This is a genomic window from Novosphingobium oxfordense (assembly GCF_044029435.1).
Taxonomy (GTDB): domain Bacteria; phylum Pseudomonadota; class Alphaproteobacteria; order Sphingomonadales; family Sphingomonadaceae; genus Novosphingobium.
In genome coordinates this window covers 1,357,073-1,382,931 of record NZ_CP147005.1, presented here as the reverse complement: position 1 = coordinate 1,382,931, position 25,859 = coordinate 1,357,073, and the positions used below count along the sequence as shown (strand labels likewise).

Genomic DNA, 25,859 nt, shown 5'->3' with positions numbered 1-25,859 from the left:
TTTTGTGCCGGGTACGGCAAATTTCCGTCAACGTGCTTTTGATTTCCGTCCGTCGTCCTATAAGCGGCCGGTAATCAATCGCACCAACGATGGGGAGTCCCGTTGCCCAAAGCTAAGAGTGACGCCGGGTCCGGCGCCGAGCCTGCCGTAGTACCGGCACAGGACGAAGACTTTGCGCTGCACAGCCTCCAGGAAGCTCTGGAAGCTGACAAGCGCTACAAGCCCAACAAGGAAGAGCTGCTTCACTTCTATGAGCAGATGCTGCTCATTCGCCGCTTCGAGGAACGCGCTGGCCAGCTTTACGGCCTGGGCCTGATCGGCGGCTTCTGTCACCTCTACATCGGCCAGGAAGCCGTTGCCGTGGGCCTTCAGTCCGCGCTCGACGGTGAACGCGATTCGGTCATCACCGGTTATCGCGACCACGGCCACATGCTCGCCTACGGCATCGATCCGAAGGTGATCATGGCCGAGCTGACCGGCCGCGCTGCCGGTATCTCGCGCGGCAAGGGCGGTTCGATGCACATGTTCAGCGTCGAACATAAGTTCTACGGCGGCCACGGCATCGTCGGCGCGCAGGTCTCGCTGGGCGCGGGCCTCGCTTTCGCGCACAAGTACCGTGAAGACGGCGGCGTCGCGATGGCCTACTTCGGCGACGGCGCGGCCAACCAAGGCCAGGTCTACGAGAGCTTCAACATGGCGGCTCTCTGGAAGCTGCCGATCATCTTCGTGATCGAGAACAACGGCTACGCCATGGGCACCGCCGTGAAGCGCGGCTCGGCCGAGACGCACTTCTACCGCCGTGGCACCGCCTTCCGGATCCCCGGCATGCAGGTGGACGGCATGGACGTGCTCGAAGTCCGCAAGGCCGCCGAAGTGGCACTGGAATACGTGCGCGCTGGCAATGGTCCGGTTCTGATGGAACTGAACACCTACCGCTACCGCGGCCACTCGATGTCCGATCCGGCAAAGTACCGCAGCCGCGAGGAAGTTCAGGACGTGCGTGAAAAGCGCGATCCGATCGACCATGCCAAGACCGAACTGATGGCCATGGGCGTGGACGAAGCCGCGCTGAAGGAAATCGACAAGCGCGTTCGCGCCGCCGTCGCGGAATCGGCCGACTTCGCAGAGAACTCGCCGGAACCGGAAGCTTCTGAACTCTATACTGACGTCCTGGTGGAGCGCTACTGATGGCGATCGAACTGAAGATGCCGGCGCTCTCTCCGACGATGGAAGAGGGCAAGCTTGCCCGCTGGCTGGTTAAGGAAGGCGACGAAGTCAAATCGGGTGATATCCTCGCCGAAATCGAGACCGACAAGGCGACGATGGAATTCGAAGCCGTCGACGAAGGTACCGTTGGCAAGATCCTCGTGGCCGAAGGCACCGAGGGCGTGAAGGTCGGCACCACGATCGCCGTTCTCGCCGGCGAAGGCGAAGATGCGTCGACCGTTTCGGCCGCCGCGCCGAAGGCTGCTTCTGCAGCCGAAGCCGCTCCGGCTGCTGGCAAGGCAGAGGCTCCTGCTCCCGCCCCGGCGAAGAAGGACCCCGAAGTTCCGCACGGCACCAACATGAAGACCTCGACCGTCCGCGAAGCGCTGCGCGACGCCATGGCCGAGGAAATGCGCCGCGACGATCGCGTCTTCGTGATGGGCGAGGAAGTGGCCGAGTACCAGGGCGCCTACAAGGTGACCCAGGGCCTGCTGGAAGAGTTCGGTCCGCGCCGCGTGATCGATACGCCGATCACCGAATACGGCTTTGCCGGTATCGGCACCGGCGCCGCCATGGGCGGCCTGCGTCCGATCATCGAGTTCATGACGTTCAACTTCGCCATGCAGGCGATCGACCACATCATCAACTCGGCGGCCAAGACCAACTACATGTCCGGCGGCCAGATGCGCTGCCCGGTCGTGTTCCGTGGCCCGAACGGCGCCGCTGCCCGCGTCGGCGCGCAGCACTCGCAGAACTACGGCCCGTGGTACGCCAACGTGCCGGGCCTGGTGGTGATCGCGCCTTACGACGCTTCGGACGCCAAGGGCCTGCTCAAGGCCGCGATCCGTAGCGAAGACCCGGTCGTGTTCCTTGAGAACGAACTGGTCTACGGCCGCACGTTCGAACTGCCCGAACTCGACGATCACGTCCTGCCGATCGGCAAGGCGCGCATCATGCGGGAAGGCAAGGACGTGACGATCGTGTCCTACTCGATCGGCGTCGGCCTCGCGCTCGAAGCTGCCGAGCAGCTGGCCGCCGAAGGCATCGATGCCGAAGTCATCGACCTTCGCACCCTGCGCCCGCTCGACAAGGAAACGGTGCTGGCCAGCCTCGCCAAGACCAACCGTATGGTTGTCGCGGAAGAAGGCTTCCCGGTCTGCTCGATCGCTTCCGAGATCATCGCGATCTGTATGGAAGACGGCTTCGACGATCTCGACGCCCCGGTGGTCCGCGTCTGCAACGAAGACGTGCCGCTGCCTTACGCGGCCAACCTTGAAAAGCTGGCGCTGATCGACACGCCGCGCATCGTCGAGGCGGTCCGCAAGGTCTGCTATCGCTGATCTTGCGTCGGTAACGGCAATCTGGACGGCGGCGGAGCGAGAGCTTCGCCGCCGTCTTGCGTTACGGGCTTGCGCCGCTGCCCGGGCGGGGTAGAGAGACCCCGTGTCCGAGCAAACCACCCCCGAAAGCCGTCCCGAAGACCTGCTTCTGCCCGCATTGCCGCAGACGATGCGGCTTGCGCTGGCCTATGCGCCATCGCCGGCGCGGCTGCCGACTCTGGCCCTGCTGGCGCTGGACCAGCGGCTTGCCGGCCTGCTGCGCCACTCGCGCGAGCCGATGATGGCGCAGATCCGCCTGGCCTGGTGGCGCGAGACGCTGGATCGTGACGCTGGTGAATGGCCGGAAGGTGAGCCGCTTCTGGCTGCTTTGCGCAGTTGGAACGGCAAGCACCGCGCACTCGTCAAACTCGTCGATGGCTGGGAAGCGTTGACCGGTGAAGCACCGCTCGCGCCGTCTGCGCTGGAAGAGATGGTGGAAGGACGCGCGGCCGCCTTTGCGGGGCTGGCCCACGCTCTTGGCCGCGAACGCGAAGCCGAAACGGCGCGAGCGCTGGGCCGGCGTTGGGCGCTGGCGGACCTTTCGACGAAGCTCAATCATCCGGGCGAAAGCGTCGTCGTGCGCCGCCTCGCGCAGGCGGAAGCGGGACGCGCTTCTCGTGTATCGCGCACGTTACGGCCGCTGGCAGTGCTGGAAGGCTTGGCTCGCGACGCCATGGCCAGCGAGGGGCAGGGATCGGCCCGCGCCGTGCTGAAGGCGATGCGGATCGGCTTGCTGGGGCGTTAATTACCAGCGATAACAGACATGTAATTTCCCTATTTCGCCTCGGCCAGAGGATAAGCCGCGCGCGAATTCAGGGAGATTGGCCATGCAGCGCTTCATCCTCGGCGGCGTGACAGTGCTTCTGCTGCTGTCGCTGGGCCTGTTTTGGTGGCAGGGGCGTGCCGAAGTGGAAAAGGCCGCGCCGCCGCCCATCGCGGTGAAACCGCAGCCGCATCCCACCGATATTCCCAGCGCCGATCTGGAAAATCTGGCCGGGCCGGAACTGCCCGAAGCGACCCCGCTCACCCGTGAGCAGCGCCGCTTCGCGCGTTACGACTTCAACCGCGATGGCAGGATCAGCCGGGAGGAGATGCTGTCCACGCGCACCTCCGCATTCCGCAAGCTCGATAAGGACGGCAACAACCTGCTGACGTTCGAGGAATGGGCAGTGTCGACGGTCGACAAGTTCGACCATGCCGACACCAACCATGACGAAATCCTCACGCCCGAGGAATTCCGTTCCACCGCGCCGCCGCCACCCAAGCCAAAGCCCAAGTGTTCGTGCAAATCCTAGGTCAGGCGGGCGTCAGTTCCGACAGCCAGGGCATGATGTCCTGCTTGGCGCGTTCGGTATAGGCTTCCTTGCGCTGCTTCTTCTTCACGTCATGCAGCGGCGGGAAGAGGCCGAAGTTGACGTTCATCGGCTGATAGTTCTCCGCCTCGGCATCGCCGGTGATGTGCGAGAGCAGGGCGCCCAGCGCCGTGGTGCGCGGCGGGGCCTGCCATTCGCGCCCGGCGAGTTCCGTGGCGGTCATCAGGCCTGCCATCAGGCCGACGGCAGCGCTTTCGACATAGCCTTCGCAACCGGTGATCTGCCCGGCAAAACGCACATGCGGCGCCGTCTTCAGGCGAAGCTGACGATCGAGGAGGACAGGCGAGTTGAGGAAGGTGTTGCGATGCAGACCGCCGAGGCGGGCGAATTCCGCATTTTCCAGTCCCGGAATCGTGCGGAACAGGCGCACCTGCTCGGCATGCTTCAGCTTGGTCTGGAAGCCCACCATGTTCCACAAGGTGCCAAGCTTGTTGTCCTGGCGGAGTTGGACCACCGCATGGGCCCAGCGGCCGTTGGGGTGTTCCTCCGTTGCCCAGTGCGGATTGTCGAGGCCGACTGGCTTCATCGGCCCGAAGCGCAGCGTTTCCACGCCGCGTTCCGCCATCACTTCGATCGGCATGCAGCCGTCGAAGTAGGGCGTGTTGGCTTCCCATTCCTTGAAGGCGGTCTTTTCGCCTTCGACCAGGCCCTGATGGAAGGCCAGGTACTGCTCCTTGTTCATCGGGCAGTTGATGTAGTCCTTGGTCTCACCCTTGTCCCAGCGAGAAGCCATCCAGCACACGTCCATGTCGATCGTGTCGCGATAGACGATGGGGGCGATGGCATCGAAGAACGCCAGGCTGTCCGCGCCGGTGGCCGCTCCGATGCTGTGGGCGAGGGCTTCGGCGGTCAGCGGGCCGGTGGCGACGATGGTGGTGCCGGCCTGCGGCAAGGTATCGATCCGTTCGCGGACCACGTCGAGGTTGGGGAGCGCCGTGAGCCGCGCCTCCACTTCGGCCGAAAACACGTCGCGATCGACCGCGAGCGCGGAGCCGGCGGGAACTTCCGCCTTGGCTGCGGCCGACATGATCAGCGACTCGCAGCGGCGCATCTCCTGATGCAGCAGGCCGACGGCGTTCTTTTCATGGTCGTCGGAACGGAAGGAGTTGGAGCAGACCAGTTCGGCAAGGCCATCGCCCTGATGTGCCGGGCTTCTTTCGCCCGTTCCGCGCATTTCCGAGAGGCGAACCTTGAAGCCGCGACGGGCAAGCTGCCAGGCGGCTTCGCTGCCGGCAAGGCCGCCGCCGATGATATGGACGTCGTATGTCATGGCGGTTGCGCCTAGACCTTTGCGTCGCAATGGGGAAGGGTAAGCGACGGTTGAATTGCCAGCTCCCATCGTGGGGCCCCATCGCGAGGAGATCGATCCTGCCCATGCTCCAGAGCGCGCTGATCGAACGTCGTCCCTGGCTGCTTGCTGCCATTGTCGCGGCCTTGGCGTTCCATTTCGTGCAAAGCACTGCCTTGCCCGAAGTCTACCTGATCCTGCTGGAGTTCCTGCCGTTCGGCCTGCTGGCCAATTACGCGCTGCTCCGCCATGCGGGAAGCGACACGAATATTCTGGCGCTGATGCTGCTGCTGGAAGGGGTGGGCGCCGCCTTCTACGACATCAACGACTATCAAGGCACGATCTTCACCGCCGCCGGATTTTCACTGGGGATCGGGCTGTTTCTCAATCATCTGGATGAACGACACGGCAACCACGTCCGATGGCTGACCATCTTTGCCCTTTTCTTGCTGCCGCCGGTCTTCCTGCTGATCACCGCGACTTCGCGGGGCGCCGCGCCTGCGTTTCAAGGCATTGCGCTGGGCGGCATGGTGGCAAGCGCCTGGGCGAGCACTTTCCCGCGCGAGAGTGTGCGGAGTGGTGCGGTGATCGTGATGCTGGGCAGCATGATCGCTATTCAGTGGCCGGGACATTGGCTGTCCTGGCCACTGTTCTTTGTAGGAAATCTGGTGCTGGCTATCGGCGTGACGAGCGAGCTGCGCGCCCGCGACGCGGGATAAGCTTAGGCCGGAAGGATCAGGTTCCCGTCGCCGTCGTGCGAGATCGGGCCATGCGCGATCACAGCGGAGAGCGGCAGATCGGCATAGATGTGCGGAAACAGCGCGCCGCCGCGTGAGACTTCCCACTTCACCGCATCGCCCAGCAGGCCAAGGTCTACCGCTGCCAGCGCCAGGCCGGTCTGGCCGGCGAAGTGCTTTTCCAGCGTTTCCTGCGCCTGCACGGCGGTCGACGTGTGGATGTAGCCATCCGCCTTGTCGATCGGCGCGCCCGTAAAGACGCCGTCGGCGAGCAGCTGCTGGAGCTGCTCGCCGGTCAGGATCTTGTACGCAATGGCGTCGTTCACGCCTCGTCTTCCGGGGTTTCCGGGGTTTCGGACGTTGCCGGCGTGTCGGTGACAGTCGCCTCCGCACCGTCGGCGAGTTCGATCACCTCTTCCTCGGTGGGTTCGTCGAGACGCACCGCGCTCACCACATGCTCATCGCCGGAAACGTTGAACAGGCGGACACCGGCCGAGCCGCGGCCGATTACGCGCAGCGAATCGAGCGGCAGGCGGATCAGCTTGGCCTGGTCGGTCACCAGCATAAGCTGGTCCGCACGCGTCGCCGGGAAGCTGGCGACGACCGGGCCGTTGCGCACGATATTGTCGATATTGGTGATGCCTTGGCCGCCACGGCCGGTGCGGCGGTACTCGTAAGCGGAGGACAGCTTGCCGTATCCGTTGGCGCAGACCGTGAGGATGAACTGCTCCTTCTCGGAAAGGTAGGCATACCGTTCCGCATCGAGCGACGGTTCGCCGTCCTTCTCACCCTTCCAGGGGGCGAAGCGCAGGTAGGCCTCACGCTCGTCCTGGTCCTTCACGCCGACGCGGTGGAGGATCGACAGCGAGATGACCTCGTCGTCGTCCTTCAGCGTCATCGCCTTCACGCCGGTGGACGTGCGGCTTGCGAATTCGCGGACCAGATCGCCGGCGAATCGGATCGCCTTGCCCTGGCGGCTTGCCAGCAGAACGTCGTCCTGATGGCTGAGCAGGGCCACGCCGATCAGGCGATCGGCACTGTCATCCTCGAACTTCATCGCGAACTTGCCGTTGGACGGAATGTTCGCGAAGGCGTCCATGGCGTTGCGGCGGACATTGCCCTTGGCCGTCGCGAAGACGACCGAAAGCTTGCTCCACTCCTTTTCGTCCTCAGGCAGGGCGAGAACCGTCTGGATCGTCTCGTCCTTGTCCAGTGCGGGCAGGAGGTTGACGATCGGACGGCCGCGTGTGGTCGGGCCGCCTTCGGGCAGCTTGTAAACCTTGAGGCGGTAGACCTTGCCGGCGGTAGAGAAGAACAGCACCGGATTGTGGGTGGAGGTGACGAACATCGTTGTCACCACGTCCTCGTCCTTCGTCGCCATGCCGGCGCGGCCCTTGCCGCCACGGGCCTGAGCACGGAAGGTCGAGAGCGGAGTACGCTTAATATAGCCGTCCATGGTAACGGTAACGACCATGTCCTCGCGCTCGATCAGGTCCTCGTCCTCGATGCCTTCAGCCGCGCCGGTCATTTCCGACACGCGCGGGGTGGCATAGAGGTCGCGCACTGCAACGAGTTCGCCGCGCATCACGCCGTAGAGCTTAGCGCGGTCTGCCAGGATCGAGAGGTATTCCTCGATCGCGGTGGCCAGTTCCTTCAGCTCGTCGCCGATTTCGTCGCGACCCAGCGCCGTCAGGCGATGCAGGCGCAAGTCGAGGATCGCCTTCACCTGGATTTCCGACAGGCGATAGGTGCCGCCGGTTTCCTCGGCATTCGGCTCGATCGCCTCGACCAGACGGATGTAGGGCGCGATGTCGCCGATCGGCCATTCGCGCACAAGCAGGCGCGCGCGGGCCTCGGCCGGGTTCGGCGCACCGCGGATGATCTTCACCACTTCGTCGAGGTTCGAAACCGCAACGACAAGGCCGAGCAAGATGTGTGCCCGGTCGCGCGCCTTGTTCAGTTCGAACTTGGTGCGGCGGGTGATGACCTCTTCACGGAACTGGATGAAGGAGGCCAGGATGTCGCGCAGGTTGAAGACTTCGGGGCGGCCGTTCTTGATGGCCAGCATGTTTGCCGCGAAGTTCGACTGCGCCGGCGTGTTGCGCCAGAGCTGGTTGAGCACGACTTCAGGAGTCGCGTCACGCTTCAGGTCGATGACGACGCGCATGCCTTCGCGGTTCGATTCGTCACGGATGTCCGAGACGCCTTCGATGCGCTTTTCCTTGGCGGCTTCGGCGATCTTTTCGACCAGGCCGGCCTTGCCGACCTGATAGGGGATCGAGGTCAGCACGATCGAACGGCGGTCGCCGCGGCCTTCCTCGATCTCATGGCGGCAACGCATGATGACCGAGCCACGGCCCGTAAGGTACGCGTTGCGGGCGCCGCCCTGGCCGAGAATCAGCGGCGCGGTCGGGAAGTCCGGGCCCGGAATGATCTGGATCAGTTCTTCGATCGAGACGCCCGGATTGTCGATCATGGCAAGGCAGCCATCGATCACTTCGCCCAGGTTGTGCGGCGGGATGTTCGTGGCCATGCCGACGGCGATACCGCCGGCGCCGTTCACAAGCAGGTTCGGGAAACGCGCCGGCAGCACGGTCGGCTCGCTTTCGGAACCGTCGTAGTTGTCGGCGAAGTCGACCGTGGCCTTTTCGATGTCGGCTAGCAGCTCGTTCGACACCTTGTCGAGGCGCGCTTCGGTGTAACGCATGGCGGCCGGCGGATCCGGGTCCATCGAACCGAAGTTGCCCTGACCGTCGATCAGCGGCAGTCGCATCGACCACGGCTGCGTCATGCGCGCCAGTGCGTCGTAGATCGCGCTGTCGCCATGCGGGTGATATTTACCCATGACGTCACCGACGATGCGGCTCGACTTGCGGTAGGGTCGCCCGGCGACATAGCCGGCTTCATGGCAGCTATAGAGAATGCGGCGATGGACGGGCTTCAGGCCGTCGCGCACGTCAGGCAGCGCGCGGCTCACGATCACGCTCATCGCGTAATCGAGATAGCTCGTCTTCATCTCATCGACGATGTCGATGCGGGTATATTCGCCTTCGGGCCCGGTATGTTCGGGGCCGTTCTGCTCAGGAATGTCGGTGTCGTCGCTCACGCGCTGGATCGTTCGTTGCTGCGGGACAAGGGATGATGGACCGCCCTAGGGCATGCCGCGCGCGAAAGCCACTGGAAGGCGGCAGGTGAGGGCGCCAAGCGTTCCTTTTTCCACACTTATAGCCGTGGCGGTGCGGGGCGATGCGGTGGAAACCATCCGGGTTGCGACGAAACGCATTCAATCAGCGTTCAGCGGCGCGTATCTAATCGGGCTGCGAGGTTGCCAAGCGAACATTTCAACGCCAAACCGGCGCGGCGCTTTATGCGGTGCCGCTGTTCGCGGTGCGACCGTATGTGTCTTGTTGAGGAGTTGGCCTTGATGGCTCGCAAGTTCCTGATTTCCCGTATTGCTCTTGCCGTGGCCCTTGGTGGCGGCATGGCAGTGGCCGTGGCTCCGGTCGCTTCCGCGAAGGAAGCCAAGCCGAAGTCCGATGCCAAGTACTCGGATGCCTTCATCAAGGCCGCCGGCCCGATCGAAAAGGCGATCAACGCTGCAACCTCCAGCCTTCCCCAGGGCGCGGGCGCAGAAGCTTTCCCGGCTGCCAAGTCGAGCATCGACACGGCGCTTGGCGGCAACGGCAAGGCTGCGATCGAGGCGGCCATGCCTTCGGCCACCACGCCTGACGACAAGATGGCGATGGGCCAGTTCGCCCGCACCTACGGCGTGCTGTCGCAGGACCTCGCGTTCAAGCAGCGCGGCGTGACCATGATGATCGAAAGCGGCAAGCTGCCCGCCACCTCGCTGGGCGCGACCTATTTCGATGCCGGCGTGAATGCCTTCAACCTGAAGGACTACGCCACTGCGGCTACCTACCTGAAGCAGGCGAAGGATGCCGGCTATCAGGATCCGCAGAACCAGCTCGACCTGATCCTGTCGGAATCGTACAAGCGCGGCAACAATCCGGAAGCCGCGATGGACATGGCCAAGGCCGACGTCGAGGCCGCCAAGGCCAAGGGCGTCGCCCCCAGCGAAAGCGCGCTTCGCAACGTTCTGCAGCAGGCCTACAACGCCAAGCAGCTCGACACGTCGGCCGATTATGCCGCCATGCTCGCCCAGTATTATCCGAGCCCCGCGACCTGGAACATCTCGACCTCGATCGTTCGCCAGCTCGGCTCGTTCGAGAAGTCGGACAATCTCGACCTCATGCGCCTGATGTTCCTTACCGGCGGCATGAAGGACAAGCGCGACTACTTCGAATACCTCAGCAACGCCGACCCGCGCGCCTATCCGGGTGAAGCGCTGAAGGTGATGGATGCCGGCCTTGCCAAGGGCATGCTGACCCAGGCCGAAGTCGGCCAGGATCGTGCGTCCAGCGCCACGCGCATCGCGGCCGACAAGGCCTCGTTCGCGGCGACCGAGCGTGATGCCACCAAGCCCGGCGCCACCGCTGCCCAGATCATGAGCGCGGCCGACGTGTTCCTGAGCTACGAACAGTATGCGAAGGCGGAGCAACTGTTCCAGACCGCGCTGACCAAGCCGGGCGTCGATACCAACAAGGCCAACCTGCGCCTTGGCATGGCTCAGACCATGCAGGGCAAGACCGCGGAAGCCAAGGCTTCGTTTGCCAAGGTGACCGACAAGCGCTCGTCGATCGCCAAGCTGTGGGCCGCTTATGCTGCCAGCAAGGGCACGCCGGCCGGCTGATTAGGCTACCAGCAACCGATAAAAGGAAAGGGCGGCGGGATCATCCCGCCGCCCTTTTCATTTGCCGCTTTGACCTGTATGAAATTGGCGGACGAAGCCTCAGGAGACTGGGGCGAACTGGCCGGTATCCTTGTCCATCAGGTGCAGCACGCCGTCGGAGATGGCGAAGAACGTGCCGCGCAGCGTCAACTCGCCGGTCTTCACCTTGTGGCGGACGCAGGGGAAGGTCATCAGGTTCTCGATGCTCACGCGCACTGCGGCCTGTTCCATCTCGCGCTCGGCAGGGCGGCCGGTGGTGCCGAATTCGGCGGCGACAGGTGCGCGCGCTTCGTCCAGCATAGAAATCCAGTCGGCGATGAATCCGCCCTGGCCCGGCTCGGCGCCGTGCAGCTCCTGTGTCAGCGCCGCCTTGCAGCCGCCGCACATGCCGTGGCCCATGACCACGATTTCCTTCACCTTCAGCACCTGCACCGCGAATTCCAGCGCGGCGGAAACGCCGTGATGGCCGGGCGAGGTTTCGAAGGGCGGGACGAGCGCGGCGACATTGCGCACCACGAAGATTTCGCCCGGATCTACGTCGAAAATCTGCGAAGGGTCGACGCGGCTGTCTGAGCACGCAACGATCATCACTTCGGGCTGCTGGCCTTCGCTCAGCCGGGCCCAGCGCTCGCGGTGCGGGTTCCAGCCCGAGTCGCGAAAGCGGCGATAGCCATCGATCAGGCCATTCAGCACGCGGTTTTCGCCCTCGCTGATACCGGCGTTAGCTCCGGCGCTGGTTCCGGTGGAAGAATCGGTCATGGGGGCCTCCGTTGAAACGCACGCAACCCATAGACCGGATATTCGCACTGGCAAGCGGCAGCGCTTGCGACTATCTGGGCCCCATGAACGACCTCTCTTCCGTGCCGAGCCCCGAGCAGAAGCCCGAACGTCAGCGCAAGCCCGACTGGATCCGCGTCAAGGCGCCGACCAGCAAGGGCTATGGCGAAACTCGCCAGCTCATGCGGGACCTGAAGCTCAATACGGTCTGCGAAGAGGCAGCTTGCCCGAACATCGGCGAGTGTTGGACCAAGAAGCACGCCACGGTGATGATTCTGGGCGATACCTGCACTCGCGCCTGCGCGTTCTGCAACGTGAAGACCGGCATGCCCGGCCGCGTCGACCCGCTTGAGCCCGAGCATGTGGCCGAACTGGCGGTGAAGACGGGCCTTGAGCACATCGTCATCACCTCGGTCGACCGTGACGACCTGCCGGACGGCGGCGCGAACCAGTTCGTGAAGGTGATCCAGGCCCTGCGCGCCGCGACGCCGAACACCACCATCGAGATTCTGACGCCCGACTTCCGCGGCAAGATGCGCCGCGCGGTGGAGGCGATCGTCGCCGCCGGTCCGGATGTCTATAACCACAATCTGGAGACGGTTCCCCGGCTCTATCCGACCATTCGCCCCGGCGCGCGCTACTATGCCTCGCTCCGTCTGCTGGAAGAGGTGAAGGCGCATAATCCGCTGATCTTCACCAAGTCGGGCGTGATGCTGGGCCTGGGTGAAGAGCGCCTTGAAGTCCATCAGGTGATGGACGACATGCGCTGCGCGGACATCGACTTCCTGACGATGGGCCAGTACCTGCGCCCGACGCCGAAGCATGCCGAGGTGAAGGAATTCGTTACCCCGAAGGCGTTCGATGCCTACGGCGCTATCGCCCGTGCGAAGGGTTTCCTTCAGGTCGCTTCGTCGCCGCTGACGCGTTCTAGCTATCACGCGGGCAAGGACTTCGCCGAAATGCGCGCCGCGCGTGAAGCGAAGCTCGCCAAGGCTGTCGCGAAAGCCTGATCCCGTGCCCGGCATTCACGAAACGCAGCGCTTACCCTACAGCGCGGAGCAGATGTTCGACCTCGTCGCCGATGTCGGCCGTTATCAGGAATTTCTGCCCTGGGTGGTCGCCACCCGCGTCAAGTCCGACGATGGGCACGAAATGATCGCGGACATGCTGGTCGGCTTCAAAGCGCTGCGCGAGAAGTTCACCTCACGCGTGGAGAAAGTTCGGCCGCGCGAGATCAAGGTGCATTACGTCGACGGCCCTATGAAGGACCTCGACAACCACTGGATCTTCCATCCGGTGGATGCGCATAGCTGCGATATCGAGTTCGATGTGCGCTTCAGCTTCCGCAACGTCCTGTTCGAGAAATTGGCCGGCCAGTATTTCGACAAGGCGTTCCGCAAGATGGTCGCCGCGTTCGAAACGCGCGCGCACGAACTTTACGGCGAGCCTCAGGAAAGCTGAGCTAGGGGCTGATTTTATTGGGTTTGGAGCGGCTGCGAAAGCCGCTCCATCCGGCTTTTAGGCCTTTTCCGGCAGCAGCAATTCCAGCGCGATCAGTGCCGCCTGATGGCGGATTTCCGTGCGTCCCTTGCCGTCCAGCAGCTTCTGTTCGGCATCCTCTTCCGGCACATCGCGCAGCGCCCGCGCGAACACGACGGTGCCCACCGGCTTCAACTCGCTGCCGCCATCGGGTCCGGCGATACCGCTGATCGCCACAGCGACGTCCGCACGGCTGTGCTCGATCGCGCCTTGCGCCATGGCCCAGGCCGTCGCGGGCGACACGGCGCCCAAGGTGTCGATAATGTCCGGTGAGACGCCCAGCAGGTCCTGCTTGGCCTCGTTCGAGTAGGTCACGAACCCGCGATCGAGCACCGCGGACGATCCCGGTACTTCGGTCAGCGCGGCACAGACCAGGCCACCGGTGCAGCTTTCCGCCACGGCGACCTTGCGGCCGATTGCCTTGTTCTCGACGATGACGCGTTCGGCGAGGTCGTAGAGATCCTGCGGGAAGAGAAGGATGTTAGACATGTCAGTCCCTAAAAAAGGTCAGGCGGGGCAGAGGGTCAGTCCGGCGATCTTCGCCTTGTCGGCCACATCGGCGGGCGCAACGCCCTTGGCTTTCGCGGTCATCTCTACAATCAGCGCGATCAGCCCGGCGGTATTCTCGGGCGGGAGAGGGGCGAGCAGATCAACCGCAAGATCAATCCGGTCGCATGATTTGAGCGGAAGGTTCTGCGAGACCAGCCCCTCGACCGTGATGTCGACGAGCGGACGCAGCGAATCATCGGGCAGGTTGCGCGCGAACTTGGCAACGTCGCTGCTCTGCCCTTCGGATAGTTTCAGGAAGGCTGCCTTGGCTTCGGGCCATGAACGCCCCTTCTGCGCGGCGTAACGGTTGGCCAGTTCAGTGCCGTGCGTGCGTAGATAGGCGTCGGCGGGCAGCACTTGCTGGCAGCGCTTGGCGGTGCCGGAAATCACCTGCGGTAACGCGTAAGTGAACAGCGCCTGCGCCTCGGGCCGGGTGAGGCACGCGGTTTCGGCCTGCGCCAATCCGGGGGTGAGCGCCATCAGGGCGGCGGCGAAAGTCAGTGTCTTGCGGTGAACGGTCATCGACTATTCCCTAGAGGCGGATCAGGCTCACCGCGGCCTGCGCGGCTATGCCCTCGGCCCTTCCGGTGAAACCCAGCTTCTCGGTAGTGGTTGCCTTGACGCTGATAGCAGCCTGATCGGCGCCCAGAATTTCAGCAAGCCGCGCGCGCATGGCTTCGCGGTGCGGGCCGATCTTCGGCGCCTCGCAGATGATCGTCACGTCGGCATTCGCCAGCGCGTAGCCAGCCTGGGCGACGAGCGATCCTGCATGGGCCAGGAACCGGTCGGACGCCGCCCCCTTCCACTGCGGATCGCTGGGCGGGAAATGCTGGCCGATATCGCCCGCACCGATCGCGCCGAGCAGGGCATCGACCAGCGCGTGAATGGCAACGTCGGCATCGCTGTGGCCGGACAGGCCGTGGGTATGTTCGATCTTCACACCGCAGAGCCAGAGTTCCTCGCCTTCCTCAAGGCGATGGACGTCATAGCCGGTGCCCACGCGGATCGGCGGGGCGGAAGGGGCGAAGTCAGTAGCGAAAGTCAGCTTGTGCAAGGCTTCGTCTCCTTCGACGAGCGCGATTTCAAGGCCGTTCGCCTGTGCCACCTGAGCATCGTCCCCCGCAAGGGCCGAGCCTTCCCATTCACGATGAGCGGCGAGAATCTCGGCAAAACGGAAGGCCTGCGGCGTCTGGACGCGGCGCAAGGCTTCTCGCCGGGCAGGGGCGCCCATCGTCTCACCTTCCTCGCCGGTTTCGGCATGTGCGAGGCTATCGACCACCGGCAGCACGGGAATGGCGCCGGCATGATGATGCAGTGCCGACACCAGGCGGTCTACGACGGCGGCGGGCAGGAGAGGGCGGGCGGCATCGTGGATCAGCACGAGATCCGGCGCAACTCCCGCCAGAACTTCCAGTCCCAGTCGAACCGATTCCTGACGAGTCGCGCCGCCGGTGGTGAGCTGAATCTCAGGTAGATCGCCCAGTATCTGGCGGACCATCGCATCCGCCCCCTCGGGGATGACGACAACGATGGGCGAAACGCCAGCAGTGGTGAGTGCGTCGACCGAATGCCGCAGCACCGGCTTGCCGCGCCACACCGCGAATTGCTTGGGAATCGGCTGTCCTGCGCGAAGGCCCTGGCCGGCCGCGACCACGATCGCCGCCACCTTTTGCATCTGCCCGGTTCGCGGCTGCGGAATTGTCTGGTCCTGCGACATCGTGCCTGCCGGTAATCGCTTGCTGTCGAGAGGGCAATCCACTATGCGCTGCCTGTTTTTTAGGCATGTCGCGATTTTTAGGCACGCGGCTTTTCTCAGGCAAAATTCGAGCGCGCATTATGAACGAACTTCCTACCCCGCCGGCCATGAAGCCGATCGAAGTCGGCCCCGTGCGGATCGACTGCCCGGTCGTACTCGCGCCGATGACGGGGGTTTCGGACCTTCCGTTCCGCCGCATGGTGCGCAGCTTCGGCTCCGGTCTCAACGTGACCGAGATGATCGCCAGCCCCGCCGCGATCCGCGAGACGCGCGTGTCCCTCCAGAAGGCGATGTGGGATCCGGTAGAAGATCCCGTGTCGATGCAGCTTGTCGGCTGCGATCCGGAACAGATGGGCGAAGCGGCCAAGCTGGTCGAGGATCGCGGCGCCGCCATCATCGACATCAACATGGGCTGCCCCGTGCGGAAGGTGGTCAACGGCGATGCCGGATCGGCCCTGATGCGCGACGTGCCGCTGGCCACCCGCCTGATCGAAGCGACGGTGAAGGCCGTGAAGGTACCCGTCACCGTGAAGATGCGGATGGGTTGGTGTCATGACAGCCTGAACGCTCCCGAACTCGCGCGCATTGCCGAGGATCTGGGCGCGAAGATGATCACCGTCCACGGCCGCACTCGCAACCAGATGTACAAAGGCTCAGCCGACTGGGCCTTCGTGCGCGGGGTGAAGGATGCGGTTTCGATCCCCGTGATCGTCAATGGCGACATCTGCGGGATCGACGATGCCGCCAAGGCGCTGGAACAGTCCGGCGCGGACGGCCTGATGATCGGGCGCGGTGCCTACGGCAAGCCCTGGGCACTGGCGCAAGTCATGCAGTGGTGGCGTGGCAACGGCCTGATGGCCGAACCGGGCTTTGGCGCGCAGTATGAGATCATTCGCGAGCACTACGAAGAGATGCTCAGCCACTACGGCCGCGAAACCGGCGTCAAGATGGCCCGCAAGCACCTGGGCTGGTATGTGCGGTGCATTCGCGGTTCTGCAGAGTTCAGAAACCACGTGAACTTCATCGACGATCCCGATCGGGTGCTTGCAGAACTCGCCGAATTCTATGCGCCGTTCCGCGACGAGCCGGCCGAGGCGAACACCCTGCAACGCCGGGCGGCATGACCGCCACTCCGGTTGCTGCAAGGCCGGATATGGTCAGGCTCATGGCGAGCCTGCCACTTGCCGTCGTCGTGCTGGAACCGGGGTTGCGGATCGCATCGCTCAATCCGGCCGCGGAGCAGTTCTTCGGCCAATCGCTGCGGCGCCTTGTCGGCAGCCGATTGACTGACGTCATGACGGTGCCGGACGCGCGGCTGCTGGAGCGGCTTGCCGACTACGAAACGCCCGTTTCCGCGCGCGAAGTCACGGTTTCGATCCGTGGGCGCGGCGTAAGGCGGATCGACGTCAATGTCGCGCCGGTGGCCGATACGCCAGGCTGGCAGGTGCTGACGATCCACGACAACAGTGCGACCGATGCGCTGGGCGACGATTCGGGCAGCGCCGACAATGCCATGCTACGCGGCCCCGAAATCATGGCGCATGAGATCAAAAATCCGCTCGCCGGCATTCGCGGGGCGGCCCAGCTGCTGGCACGGAACGCCAGCGAGCGTGATCTTCCGCTAACCGAATTGATCACCTCGGAAGTCGACCGCATCGCCAATCTTATCGAGCGAATGCAAAAGCTTTCGCGGCGAACTGCACCTCCCGTCGAGCCCTGCAACCTTCACGAAGCAGCCCGGCGCGCGATCGACGTGTTGTCCGTCGCGCAAGAGAAGACAGCCTCCACCGTTCGCATCGTCGAGGAGTTCGATCCATCGCTGCCTGCCGTGCTCGGCAGTCCGGATGCACTGGTGCAGGTGATCATCAACCTGGTCGCCAACGCGCGTGAGGCTTGCCAGTACGAGGCCGAGCCGCGCGTCACCATCCGCACGCGCTTTGCCAGCGGCCTGCAGCTTCACACCACCGATTCGGGGGAGCCGGTGCGGCTTCCCGTGGAACTGCGCGTCACCGACAATGGTCCCGGCGTAGATGCGGCGATGCGCGATCATATTTTCGAGCCCTTCGTCACCACCAAGAAGGCGGGGCAGGGGCTGGGCCTGCCGCTGGTGCGCAAGCTCGTTCGCGACATGAACGGGCGCATCACGCATGAGCGTGACGAGGAAGGGGGGCTTACGCATTTCCGCGTGCACCTGCCGCTCGCGCGCGAAACCCGCGGCCGGGTCAGCAGGAGGAAGGTCGAATCATGAGTGTTCTGCTGGTCGAGGATGACCTCTCGATCGCCATCGTCATCACCGCGGCGCTTGAGGCGGAAGGCTTCGACGTCGTTCATTGCCAGACCATTGGCGAGCGTGACCGCTTGCTGGACGAGCATGGCTTCGATGCACTGGTCACGGACGTGATGCTGCCCGATGGCGACGGGATCGAGACTATGGACCGGGTGCGGGATGCGCATCCGACGATGCCGATCATCATCCTGTCGGCCCAGAACACCCTCGACACTGCCGTTCGCGCCAGCGACACCGGCGCCTTCGAATATTTCCCCAAGCCCTTCGACATCGATGAACTGGCGCGCACGGTCCGTCAGGCCGCCGGTGCCGGCAAGGAACTGTCCAGCCTGGGCGATGAACCGCTGGGAGACGGCCTGCCGCTGGTCGGCCGCAGCCTGGCGATGCAGACCGTCTTCCGCATGATCACGCGCGTCCTGCGCAATGACCTGACCGTGCTGATCCTGGGTGAATCGGGAACGGGCAAGGAACTGGTGGCAGAGGCGATCCACAACCTGGGTCATCGGCGCGCCGGGCCGTTCATTGCCGTGAACACCGCCGCAATCCCGGCCGACCTCATCGAAAGCGAGCTGTTCGGACATGAAAAGGGCGCGTTCACCGGCGCCGTCGCGCGGCATGTCGGCAAGTTCGAGCAGGCCTCCGGCGGCACGCTGTTCCTGGACGAGATCGGCGACATGCCGATGCAGGCGCAGACCCGCCTTCTGCGTGCGCTTCAGTCCGGCACCGTAAGGCGTGTCGGTGGGCGCGAGGAAGTCCGGCTCGACGTCCGCATCGTTGCTGCGACCAACAAGGATCTGGAGCCGGAGATCGCTGCCGGGCGGTTCCGCGAGGATCTCTATTATCGCCTGAACGTCGTGCCGATCCACATGCCGCCGCTGCGCGAGCGCCGCGACGATATCGACGTTCTGGCTCGCCATTTCCTCCAGCTTGCCGCCGGAGAGGGCCTGCCGCGCCGGCAATTGTCGGCCGAGGCGGCGCAACTGCTGGCCCGTCAGCCGTGGCGCGGCAACGTTCGCGAACTCAAGAACTTCATCTACCGCCTGGCGCTGCTCGCTCGCGAGGACACCATCGATCCGGAAAGCGTGCAGGCCCTGCTCGCGCCGGAGGGGCCGGCCCCTGCGGGAATTTCCGCAAATGGCGACTGGGATGGCGTGGAAAGCGTTGGCGGGATTGCCGATGCCGTATCCCGCTGGCTGGCGGCGGAACGTCCAGCTGCCGGCACCATCTACGAGGCTGCCGTCGCCGCGTTCGAGCGTCCGCTGTTTTCCGAGGTGCTGCGCGAAACGGGCGGCAATCAGCTCCGCGCCGCGCAGGCATTGGGCATAAATCGCAACACCTTGCGCAAGCGCCTCAGCGAGCTGGCGCTCGATCCTGAGGAATTCACCCGTCGTTCATGACTGACACTTGATGTATTTACGCTTGCAAATCGGCAACACTAGCGTTGTAAGTCGGCCACGATGAACGAAATTAGGGTCCGCAAGCGCGCTTGGCCGCGTTGGTGGCGACGTGTCCAAGTTGCGGCACGCCGGGCGAACTTCTTTGCCGTGATGGAGATGGTCTCCGGCCTCGCGTTCGTGGTCATGTCGGTCGCGACGTGGCTCGCGCTCGACAATGGGGGCGACAAGCGCACCCTGTTACCCTCCAACCTGACAGCAACGTTGCTGATCGGCACCCTTGTGCCCGCCATGGCAATCCTGGTGCTGGTAGGGCGTCGCATCGCCTTGCGCCGCGCGGCGGAACATATTGGCGGCACCGGGCAGATGCACGTGCGCATGGTGTTCATCTTCTCGCTGATCGCCGCCGTGCCGACGCTGCTGGTCGTGGTTTTCGCGTCGTGGCTGTTCCAGTCCGGCGTGGAGTTCTGGTTTTCGGATTCGTCGCGAGGCTTGCTTGAAAACGCCAACAAGCTGGCGCGCGGCTATTACGAGCAGACGCAGCGTGACGTCGGCTACGAATCGGTCGCCATGGCGCAGGATACCCGGCTGATGCTGGGTGAATATCCCGTCGCCAGTCGTGAGTTTCAGGCGTTTTTCGCCGATCAGGTGTTCCGCCGGAACCTTTCCGTCGCCGCGCTCATTCAGGTGGCCGCCGATGGCAGTCAGCGTACACCGATCATCGTCGATCCGGATGGGGGCAAGGACGCTTCCAAGCGGATCGGCGGGGATGTGCAGCAACGGCTTCAGAAAGAGCCCTACGTCGTTACTACCGACGCCAACCGCATCGTGGCAGCTGTGCCGATCGAGCGGCAGGCCGGAATCTACCTCTACGCGGCTCGAAGCAACGAACTGCTGGCATTAAGCCAGGGGCAGCGGGCAGAGAATGCCGAAAACATCGTGCAAGCTTACGAAGCGCTGACGAGCCAGGCCCGCGTGCTGCAGCTTCGTTTCAACATAGCGCTGTTCATTGCCTCGCTCGCGCTGGTGGGGCTGGCCGTCTGGTTCGCGCTTCGCTTCGCGGACCGGCAGGTCAAGCCGCTTTATGAGCTGGTGGATGCGGCGCGTACGGTCGGCAGCGGCAATTTCGCGCTGCGTCTGGAAGGGCGCACCGGAGCGGACGAGATCGGGCTGCTCAACCGTGCGTTCAACCGCATGACCGCGCAGCTTGAAAAGCAGACGCAGGCCCTGCTGGGCGCCAATCGCCAGTTGCATGAGCGCCGCGTATTTATCGAGGCCGTGCTGGAATCAGTGACCTCGGGGATCATCTCGCTCGACAACCAGGGCAGCATCCTGCTGATGAACAGCACGGCGCTGAAACTGCTGACCGACCTTGCGCAAGTGCCCGAAGACATGCCGCTGGCCGATCTCGCCCCGCAATTCGCGGCGCTGATCGATCAGAACAGCACCGGCGGCCTCGTCCAGTACCACCGCAAGGGCGATTTGCTGACCTTCGCCGTCAAGGTGACGCGCGATGCCACTGGCCATGTGCTGACGTTCGAGGACATCACCCGCCAGCTTCTGGACCAGCGCACTGCCGCGTGGTCGGATGTGGCGCGCCGTATCGCGCACGAAATCAAGAACCCGCTTACCCCGATCCAGCTGGCGACCGAGCGTCTAAGTCGCCGTTATCGCAAGCAGATCATCGACAATCCCGAGCTGTTCGAGGACCTTACCCGCACGATCATCCGGCAGGTGGGCGACCTTCGAAAGATGGTCGATGAATTCTCCTCGTTCGCACGGCTGCCAAAGCCCGTGTTCCGGGCCGAGGACCCGGTCGCCCTGACCCGGCAGGCATTGTTCCTGCAGGAAGTCGCGCGGCCCGACATCGCGTTCAGCTTCAGCAGCGACGCGGTGATCGGCTCCATCGAATGCGATCGCCACCAGTTCGGGCAGGCGATGACCAACGTGCTCAAGAACGCGGTCGAAGCGATCGAGGCGAAGACCAAGGACGCGGCCGAGGGCTATCGCGGCGCGATCACGGTAGCGGTGGAGGCATTGCCCGAGGCGATCCTCGTGCGCATCGCCGACAACGGCATTGGCCTCTCGCAGGATCGTGAGCGGATCATCGAACCCTACGTGACGACGCGTGAGAAGGGCACCGGGCTCGGCCTCGCCATCGTCAACAAGATCATCGAGGAACACGGCGGCGACATGCAGTTCTTGCCCACGCCTGGGGGTGGCACCACGGTGACAATGCGCTTCGCCATCGACCCCACGGCGCAGGCTCGCAAGGCGGAGGCGGCCGAGTGATCGCGGCAGGCCTTCGCCCTCCCATCCATCCATTCAAGTTCAAGAAGATGAAGTCATGGCTCTCGAAATCCTGATCGTCGACGATGAACGCGATATCCGCGAACTTGTGGCGGGTGTGCTGAGCGACGAAGGCTACGAATGCCGAACCGCCGGCGACAGCGAGGCGGCGCTTGCCGCGATAGACGCACGGCGGCCCTCACTGGTGCTGCTTGACGTATGGCTTCACGGCAGCCCGATGGACGGGCTGGAAGTGCTGGACGCAATCAAGGCCCGCGAGCCCGGGCTGCCGGTGATCATCTTCTCGGGCCACGGTAACATCGATACGGCCGTTGCCGCGATCAGCCGCGGTGCGGTGGACTTCATCGAAAAGCCTTTCGAGGCGGAAAAGCTGCTGCACCTCGTTGAGCGTGCGACCGAGACCGAACGCCTGCGCCGCGAAAATGCGCAGCTTCGCTCGGACTTTACGATGGGTGAGGAGTTCACCGGATCGAGCGGCTCCATCAATCAGGTTCGCGCAACGCTGAAGCGTGTGGCGAATACCGGCAGCCGCCTGCTGATTACCGGCCCGGCCGGTTCCGGCAAGGAAGTGGCAGCGCGGCTGCTCCACGCTTGGAGCCCGCGCGCCGGAAGCGCCTTCGTCAGCGTCAATTCGGCCCGCATCACTCCCGAACGCTTCGAGCAGGAACTGTTCGGGGAGGAAAGCGAAGGCGCGCTAGTCCGCCCCGGCCTGCTGGAAATGGCTGACGGCGGCACGCTCTATTTCGATGAAGTGGCGGACATGCCGCTCTCCACCCAGGCGCGCATCTTGCGGGTGCTGACCGATCAGGCCTTCGTGCGCGTGGGCGGCACCCGCCAGATTCGTGTCGACGTGCGCGTGGTTTCCTCCACTTCTCGCGATCTCGAAAAGGAGATCGTCGAACGCCGTTTTCGCGAAGACCTGTTCTATCGCCTCAATGTGGTGCCGGTATCGATCCCGGCCCTGCGTGAGCGCAGGGACGACATTCCCTCGCTAATCGATCACTTCTTCGCCCGTTATGCCAACGAGCAGGGGGTCGCCCCGCCGCATGTCAGTGCAGAGGCCATGACTGCCCTCCAGGCCTACGAATGGCCGGGGAACGTCCGCCAGTTGCGCAACGTGGTCGAACGCACGGTCATCATGGCCCCGCGTGAGAAGCTGGCCCGTATCGAGGTGGATATGCTGCCGCCCGAAATTTTTGCCAATCGCGCCGGCGGCGAGGCTGGCATTTCAGTGATGATGAGCGCGCCGCTGCGCGAAGCCCGCGAGACGTTCGAGCGGGAATACCTGCGCCTGCAGATCCGCCGTTTCTCGGGAAACATCTCGAAGACGGCATCGTTCATCGGCATGGAACGCTCGGCGCTGCATCGCAAGCTCAAGCTCCTCGGCATGGCCGAGCGGCGCGAGGGCGAGGAGGGCGACGAAGAAGTCTGATAGAGCCCATTCGGCCAGGGAAACTCAGGGTATTTCCCGTTCCTGACCGGGGATGTCATCGACTTGCTACATTTTTCGCGTTTACTGCATTGCAGCAAGACGATAGGTTACGATTCGTAAACGGCCTCATCACCCCGGATGGGGCCAGATCGCGGACCGCATGAGCGGCCGCCAAAAAAAGGAGCACGAACATGGCTGGCCGCACGCTTTCCGCGCGTCCTCGTCCCACGCCTTCCCCTGAGGAAGAAGAAGCTGCCGCAGCGGCACCGCCGGTGGTAGCAGCTGCCGCAGGCAAGGGGCAAAACCTCCAGGACCAGTTCCTGAACCTCCTGCGCAAGAACAAGATCCCGGTCACGATGTTCCTCGTGAAGGGCGTCAAGCTTCAGGGTATTGTCACGTGGTTTGACAATTTCTCTATCCTCCTGCGCCGTGATGGCCAGTCGCAACTGGTCTACAAGCACGCGATCTCGACGATCATGCCGTCGACCCCGATCGACGCGCGCCAGTTCTCGAACGGTGCGGAAAGCTCGAAGAAGACGCGCGTCCTACAGGACGTGTTCCTCTCCAGCATCCGCAATGCCGGCGTGCAGGTCACGATGTTCCTCATCAACGGCGTCATGCTTCAGGGCCGCGTCGCCGCTTACGACCTGTTCTGCATGCTGCTGGAACGTGAAGGCTACGTACAACTGGCCTACAAGCATGCTGTTTCGACGATTCAGCCCGTGACTCCGGTCGATCTTCAGGCGCATGAAGAAGCCGACGAAGACTGAGCAAAGCTGAAACACGTTGAACGACGAACTTAAGGGCGAGGTCACGCGCGGTGCGCGTGCCCTCGTCGTGTATCCGCAGATGCGGGGGCGAAGCGATCTCGACCCCGAGGCCCGGCTTGAGGAAGCGAAAGGTCTTGCCCATGCTATCGGCCTTGCCGTGGCCGAGGCCATGGCCATCCCCATTCGCGAACCGCGCGCCGGTACCCTGTTCGGCGAAGGCCAGATCCAGAATATCAGCGTTGCCTGTGAGTTGAACGAGGCCGAACTGGTCATCGTCGACGGATCCCTTTCGGCGATCCAGCAGCGCAACCTTGAGGAAAAGCTCAAGCGCAAGGTCATCGACCGTACCGGCCTGATCCTGGAGATCTTTGGCGAGCGGGCGGCGACGGCCGAGGGCCGCTTGCAGGTCGAACTCGCGCATCTGGATTATCAGGCCGGCCGCCTCGTGCGCAGTTGGACCCACCTTGAACGCCAACGCGGCGGTTTCGGCTTTCTTGGCGGCCCCGGCGAAACGCAGATCGAGGCGGACCGCCGCATGATCCGCGATCGCATGGGCAGGATTCGTCGCGAACTGGAGCAGGTACGCCGCACACGCGGTCTGCATCGCGACCGGCGCGAGAAGGCGCCTTGGCCGATCGTGGCGCTGGTCGGCTATACGAACGCCGGAAAGTCCACGCTTTTCAATTACCTGACGGGTGCCGGCGTGATGGCACAGGATCTCCTGTTCGCCACCCTCGATCCCACGATGCGGGCGGTTCGTTTGCCCGGCGTCGAAAAGGCGATCCTGTCAGACACCGTGGGCTTCATTTCGGACCTTCCGACCCAGCTTGTCGCGGCGTTTCGCGCCACGCTGGAGGAAGTGACCGCGGCCGATCTTATCCTTCACGTCCGCGACATCGCCAATCCCGACACGGATTCGCAGAAGCGTCAGGTACTCGATGTGCTTGCCGATCTGGGCGTGCTGGGCAGCGGCGATGAAGGCGGGGAAGGGGAGGCAGAGCCTGCCATCCCCATGATCGAGGTTTGGAACAAGTGGGATCTGCTCGATCCCGCGCAAGCCGTCGAACTGCAGAAAGCCATCGCGCACCGCGTGGGCGAGACGATCGTGCCGATCTCAGCGATTACCGGCATGGGCTGCGAGAATTTGCTCGAAACGGTTGGCCAATCGCTGACCGAAGATGCGAAGCTTTACAGCTTCGTCATCCCGGCTGCGGATGGCCAGCGCTTGGCATTCCTTCACGCGCGTGGCGAAGTCGTGTCGGAAGACGATGCGGGCGAGGGCGAGGGCGAGGAGGGGCCGCTGCTGCGCCTGCAAGTCCGCCTGTCCGACCGCGAACTAGGCCGTTTCAGCGCGCTCTGAAGCTTTGACCGCCTGCCAGTAGGCTTCCTGCTCATCGAGTGAGAGCGCCGCGAAATCCCGACCGTCACCGGACGCGAAAGCTTCCATGGCTCGGAAGCGGCGCTCGAACTTGGCATTGGCGGCGCGCAGGGCATCCTCCGGCGCGATGCCGTTGAGGCGGACGAGATTGACCGCTGCGAACAGTAGGTCGCCGGCTTCCTCCAGCCTTTCGGCTTCCGAGGCTTCAGCCAGTTCGACGACCTCCTCCGCCACCTTTTCTGCGGCCCCGCTCGGATCGGGCCAATCGAAACCGACGCGGGCGGCACGCTTCTGGAGCTTTTCCGCCCGCATCAGAGCCGGTAACGAGATCGCGACCCCGTCCACGGCGCTGATTTCGCCCTTATCCGCACGCTCCTTGGCTTTGAGTTTCTCCCAGCGTTCGGTCTGGGCATCGCCTGAAGTCTCGTCGCCGAAAATATGCGGATGGCGCGCTTCAAGCTTGTCCGAAATCGCAGCCGCCACATCGGCGAAGGCGAAATGGCCAAGTTCTTCCGCCATGCGGGCGTGGAACACGACCTGAAGCAGCAAATCGCCAAGCTCGCCGCGCAAGTCGGCAAGATCGTCGCGGGCGATGGCATCGGCGACTTCGTAAGCTTCCTCGATCGTATAGGGCGCGATCGTCGAGAAATCCTGAGCGCGGTCCCATTCGCATCCCGATACCGGATCGCGCAGACGCGCCATGATGCCAAGGAGACGATCTATCTGATGATGGTGCTGGGTCATTCCTGCCGGGATTCGAAAGTGGGGTTGGTTCGCGATCTATAACGGCGGCTTTTATGAAGCGCATCCTCGGTCTTCGAGGGCCCGCCTCAACTCCTCAATGCTGGAATGATAATATGTATTATGTTAAAATGATCGGGTCTCAAGCGGCTCG

23 protein-coding genes are annotated in these 25,859 nt (G+C 63.8%); 15 read left to right on the top strand and 8 right to left on the bottom strand.

Translation table 11 applies throughout. The features are described 5' to 3' along the window. Positions 1-102 precede the first annotated feature (102 nt). The 4 genes from pdhA to WBP07_RS06375 all read left to right on the top strand — a co-directional run bounded on the left by pdhA (position 103) and on the right by WBP07_RS06375 (position 3,880). The gene (gene pdhA / locus WBP07_RS06390) at positions 103-1,188 is read left to right on the top strand and encodes a pyruvate dehydrogenase (acetyl-transferring) E1 component subunit alpha (protein WP_395394957.1); all 1,086 of its coding nucleotides are present in this window, start codon (positions 103-105) and stop codon (positions 1,186-1,188) included. Further along, the gene (locus WBP07_RS06385; RefSeq protein ID WP_395394956.1) at positions 1,188-2,546 is read left to right on the top strand and encodes a pyruvate dehydrogenase complex E1 component subunit beta; all 1,359 of its coding nucleotides are present in this window, start codon (positions 1,188-1,190) and stop codon (positions 2,544-2,546) included. Before pdhA ends, WBP07_RS06385 begins: the two co-directional genes overlap by 1 nt. A 103-nt stretch (positions 2,547-2,649) precedes the next feature. Then, a complete protein-coding gene (locus WBP07_RS06380) occupies positions 2,650-3,330 on the top strand; it encodes a hypothetical protein (protein ID WP_395394955.1) in 681 nt (226 codons plus the stop codon). A gap of 82 nt (positions 3,331-3,412) precedes the next feature. Next, a complete protein-coding gene (locus tag WBP07_RS06375) occupies positions 3,413-3,880 on the top strand; it encodes a hypothetical protein (protein WP_395394954.1) in 468 nt (155 codons plus the stop codon). A gap of 1 nt (position 3,881) precedes the next feature. Here WBP07_RS06375 and trmFO read toward each other — a convergent pair whose 3' ends face one another. Beyond that, entirely contained in the window at positions 3,882-5,228 is a 1,347-nt protein-coding gene (gene trmFO, locus WBP07_RS06370; protein WP_395394953.1) for a methylenetetrahydrofolate--tRNA-(uracil(54)-C(5))-methyltransferase (FADH(2)-oxidizing) TrmFO, read from the bottom strand. Between the two features lie 194 nt (positions 5,229-5,422). Between trmFO and WBP07_RS06365 the strand changes: the two genes are divergently transcribed. After that, the gene (locus WBP07_RS06365; RefSeq protein WP_395394951.1) at positions 5,423-5,965 is read left to right on the top strand and encodes a hypothetical protein; all 543 of its coding nucleotides are present in this window, start codon (positions 5,423-5,425) and stop codon (positions 5,963-5,965) included. Positions 5,966-5,967: 2 nt separating this feature from the next. Here the strand turns inward: WBP07_RS06365 and WBP07_RS06360 are convergent, their stop codons facing one another. Both WBP07_RS06360 and gyrA read right to left on the bottom strand, forming a co-directional pair. Then, on the bottom strand, positions 5,968-6,309 hold the full coding sequence (locus WBP07_RS06360; protein WP_395394950.1) for a DUF952 domain-containing protein: 342 nt from the start codon (positions 6,307-6,309) through the stop codon (positions 5,968-5,970). After that, positions 6,306-8,999 carry a DNA gyrase subunit A gene (gene gyrA / locus WBP07_RS06355; protein WP_395395736.1) on the bottom strand — a complete coding sequence of 898 codons (2,694 nt, stop codon included), beginning with the start codon at positions 8,997-8,999 and terminating at the stop codon, positions 6,306-6,308. Before gyrA ends, WBP07_RS06360 begins: the two co-directional genes overlap by 4 nt. Before the next feature lie 408 nt (positions 9,000-9,407). On the opposite strand from gyrA, the gene WBP07_RS06350 reads away from it, so the two are divergent. Further along, entirely contained in the window at positions 9,408-10,733 is a 1,326-nt protein-coding gene (locus WBP07_RS06350; protein ID WP_395394948.1) for a hypothetical protein, read from the top strand. Between the two features lie 99 nt (positions 10,734-10,832). Here the strand turns inward: WBP07_RS06350 and WBP07_RS06345 are convergent, their stop codons facing one another. Then, entirely contained in the window at positions 10,833-11,531 is a 699-nt protein-coding gene (locus WBP07_RS06345) for a carbonic anhydrase (protein ID WP_395394946.1), read from the bottom strand. 83 nt (positions 11,532-11,614) lie between these two features. On the opposite strand from WBP07_RS06345, the gene lipA reads away from it, so the two are divergent. Both lipA and WBP07_RS06335 read left to right on the top strand, forming a co-directional pair. Further along, the gene (gene lipA / locus WBP07_RS06340; RefSeq protein ID WP_395395735.1) at positions 11,615-12,559 is read left to right on the top strand and encodes a lipoyl synthase; all 945 of its coding nucleotides are present in this window, start codon (positions 11,615-11,617) and stop codon (positions 12,557-12,559) included. A 4-nt stretch (positions 12,560-12,563) separates the two neighbouring features. After that, complete coding sequence (locus WBP07_RS06335; protein ID WP_395394944.1) at positions 12,564-13,010, top strand: type II toxin-antitoxin system RatA family toxin; 447 nt, start codon at positions 12,564-12,566, stop codon at positions 13,008-13,010. Between the two features lie 57 nt (positions 13,011-13,067). On the opposite strand, the gene WBP07_RS06330 is transcribed toward WBP07_RS06335, so the two are convergent. The 3 genes from WBP07_RS06330 to WBP07_RS06320 are packed head-to-tail and all read right to left on the bottom strand — an operon-like array spanning position 13,068 to position 15,354. Next, on the bottom strand, positions 13,068-13,577 hold the full coding sequence (locus tag WBP07_RS06330; protein WP_395394943.1) for a CinA family protein: 510 nt from the start codon (positions 13,575-13,577) through the stop codon (positions 13,068-13,070). 18 nt (positions 13,578-13,595) lie between these two features. Beyond that, positions 13,596-14,159 (bottom strand): hypothetical protein, encoded by a 564-nt coding sequence (locus WBP07_RS06325; protein ID WP_395394942.1) that lies wholly within the window; start codon positions 14,157-14,159, stop codon positions 13,596-13,598. A 10-nt stretch (positions 14,160-14,169) separates the two neighbouring features. Next, positions 14,170-15,354: a bifunctional 2-C-methyl-D-erythritol 4-phosphate cytidylyltransferase/2-C-methyl-D-erythritol 2,4-cyclodiphosphate synthase gene (locus tag WBP07_RS06320; RefSeq protein WP_395394941.1), complete on the bottom strand. Its 1,185-nt coding sequence runs from the start codon at positions 15,352-15,354 to the stop codon at positions 14,170-14,172. A gap of 119 nt (positions 15,355-15,473) precedes the next feature. Between WBP07_RS06320 and dusB the strand changes: the two genes are divergently transcribed. The 7 genes from dusB to hflX all read left to right on the top strand — a co-directional run bounded on the left by dusB (position 15,474) and on the right by hflX (position 24,946). Further along, entirely contained in the window at positions 15,474-16,517 is a 1,044-nt protein-coding gene (gene dusB / locus WBP07_RS06315; RefSeq protein WP_395394939.1) for a tRNA dihydrouridine synthase DusB, read from the top strand. Further along, positions 16,514-17,641, top strand: a complete 1,128-nt coding sequence (locus WBP07_RS06310) for a nitrogen regulation protein NR(II) (RefSeq protein WP_395394938.1) — start codon at positions 16,514-16,516, stop codon at positions 17,639-17,641. The genes dusB and WBP07_RS06310 overlap by 4 nt, the downstream gene beginning before the upstream one ends. Then, a complete protein-coding gene (locus WBP07_RS06305; protein WP_395394936.1) occupies positions 17,638-19,077 on the top strand; it encodes a sigma-54-dependent transcriptional regulator in 1,440 nt (479 codons plus the stop codon). Before WBP07_RS06310 ends, WBP07_RS06305 begins: the two co-directional genes overlap by 4 nt. Before the next feature lie 60 nt (positions 19,078-19,137). After that, positions 19,138-21,366 carry an ATP-binding protein gene (locus WBP07_RS06300; RefSeq protein ID WP_395394935.1) on the top strand — a complete coding sequence of 743 codons (2,229 nt, stop codon included), beginning with the start codon at positions 19,138-19,140 and terminating at the stop codon, positions 21,364-21,366. A gap of 55 nt (positions 21,367-21,421) precedes the next feature. Beyond that, positions 21,422-22,816, top strand: a complete 1,395-nt coding sequence (locus tag WBP07_RS06295; protein WP_395394933.1) for a sigma-54-dependent transcriptional regulator — start codon at positions 21,422-21,424, stop codon at positions 22,814-22,816. A gap of 191 nt (positions 22,817-23,007) precedes the next feature. Then, positions 23,008-23,586, top strand: coding sequence for an RNA chaperone Hfq (gene hfq / locus WBP07_RS06290; protein WP_395394932.1), 579 nt, complete (start codon positions 23,008-23,010; stop codon positions 23,584-23,586). A 16-nt stretch (positions 23,587-23,602) separates the two neighbouring features. Continuing rightward, entirely contained in the window at positions 23,603-24,946 is a 1,344-nt protein-coding gene (hflX, locus tag WBP07_RS06285) for a GTPase HflX (protein WP_395394931.1), read from the top strand. Here hflX and mazG read toward each other — a convergent pair. After that, the gene (mazG, locus tag WBP07_RS06280; RefSeq protein WP_395394930.1) at positions 24,923-25,708 is read right to left on the bottom strand and encodes a nucleoside triphosphate pyrophosphohydrolase; all 786 of its coding nucleotides are present in this window, start codon (positions 25,706-25,708) and stop codon (positions 24,923-24,925) included. The two genes, hflX and mazG, sit on opposite strands and share 24 nt — an antisense overlap. Positions 25,709-25,859 lie beyond the last annotated feature (151 nt).

Excerpts from the sequence above, each read along its gene's own strand:
- WBP07_RS06295 (WP_395394933.1), top strand. The coding sequence starts at position 21,422 with ATGGCTCTCGAAATCCTGATCGTCGACGATGAACGCGATATCCGCGAA.
- WBP07_RS06310 (WP_395394938.1), top strand. The coding sequence starts at position 16,514 with ATGACCGCCACTCCGGTTGCTGCAAGGCCGGATATGGTCAGGCTCATG.
- trmFO (WP_395394953.1), bottom strand. The coding sequence starts at position 5,228 with ATGACATACGACGTCCATATCATCGGCGGCGGCCTTGCCGGCAGCGAA.
- hfq (WP_395394932.1), top strand. The coding sequence starts at position 23,008 with ATGGCTGGCCGCACGCTTTCCGCGCGTCCTCGTCCCACGCCTTCCCCT.
- mazG (WP_395394930.1), bottom strand. The coding sequence starts at position 25,708 with ATGACCCAGCACCATCATCAGATAGATCGTCTCCTTGGCATCATGGCG.
- WBP07_RS06385 (WP_395394956.1), top strand. The coding sequence starts at position 1,188 with ATGGCGATCGAACTGAAGATGCCGGCGCTCTCTCCGACGATGGAAGAG.
- WBP07_RS06345 (WP_395394946.1), bottom strand. The coding sequence starts at position 11,531 with ATGACCGATTCTTCCACCGGAACCAGCGCCGGAGCTAACGCCGGTATC.
- WBP07_RS06330 (WP_395394943.1), bottom strand. The coding sequence starts at position 13,577 with ATGTCTAACATCCTTCTCTTCCCGCAGGATCTCTACGACCTCGCCGAA.
- WBP07_RS06375 (WP_395394954.1), top strand. The coding sequence starts at position 3,413 with ATGCAGCGCTTCATCCTCGGCGGCGTGACAGTGCTTCTGCTGCTGTCG.
- lipA (WP_395395735.1), top strand. The coding sequence starts at position 11,615 with ATGAACGACCTCTCTTCCGTGCCGAGCCCCGAGCAGAAGCCCGAACGT.
- dusB (WP_395394939.1), top strand. The coding sequence starts at position 15,474 with ATGAACGAACTTCCTACCCCGCCGGCCATGAAGCCGATCGAAGTCGGC.
- WBP07_RS06305 (WP_395394936.1), top strand. The coding sequence starts at position 17,638 with ATGAGTGTTCTGCTGGTCGAGGATGACCTCTCGATCGCCATCGTCATC.
- gyrA (WP_395395736.1), bottom strand. The coding sequence starts at position 8,999 with ATGAAGACGAGCTATCTCGATTACGCGATGAGCGTGATCGTGAGCCGC.
- WBP07_RS06350 (WP_395394948.1), top strand. The coding sequence starts at position 9,408 with ATGGCTCGCAAGTTCCTGATTTCCCGTATTGCTCTTGCCGTGGCCCTT.
- WBP07_RS06320 (WP_395394941.1), bottom strand. The coding sequence starts at position 15,354 with ATGTCGCAGGACCAGACAATTCCGCAGCCGCGAACCGGGCAGATGCAA.
- WBP07_RS06300 (WP_395394935.1), top strand. The coding sequence starts at position 19,138 with ATGAACGAAATTAGGGTCCGCAAGCGCGCTTGGCCGCGTTGGTGGCGA.
- WBP07_RS06325 (WP_395394942.1), bottom strand. The coding sequence starts at position 14,159 with ATGACCGTTCACCGCAAGACACTGACTTTCGCCGCCGCCCTGATGGCG.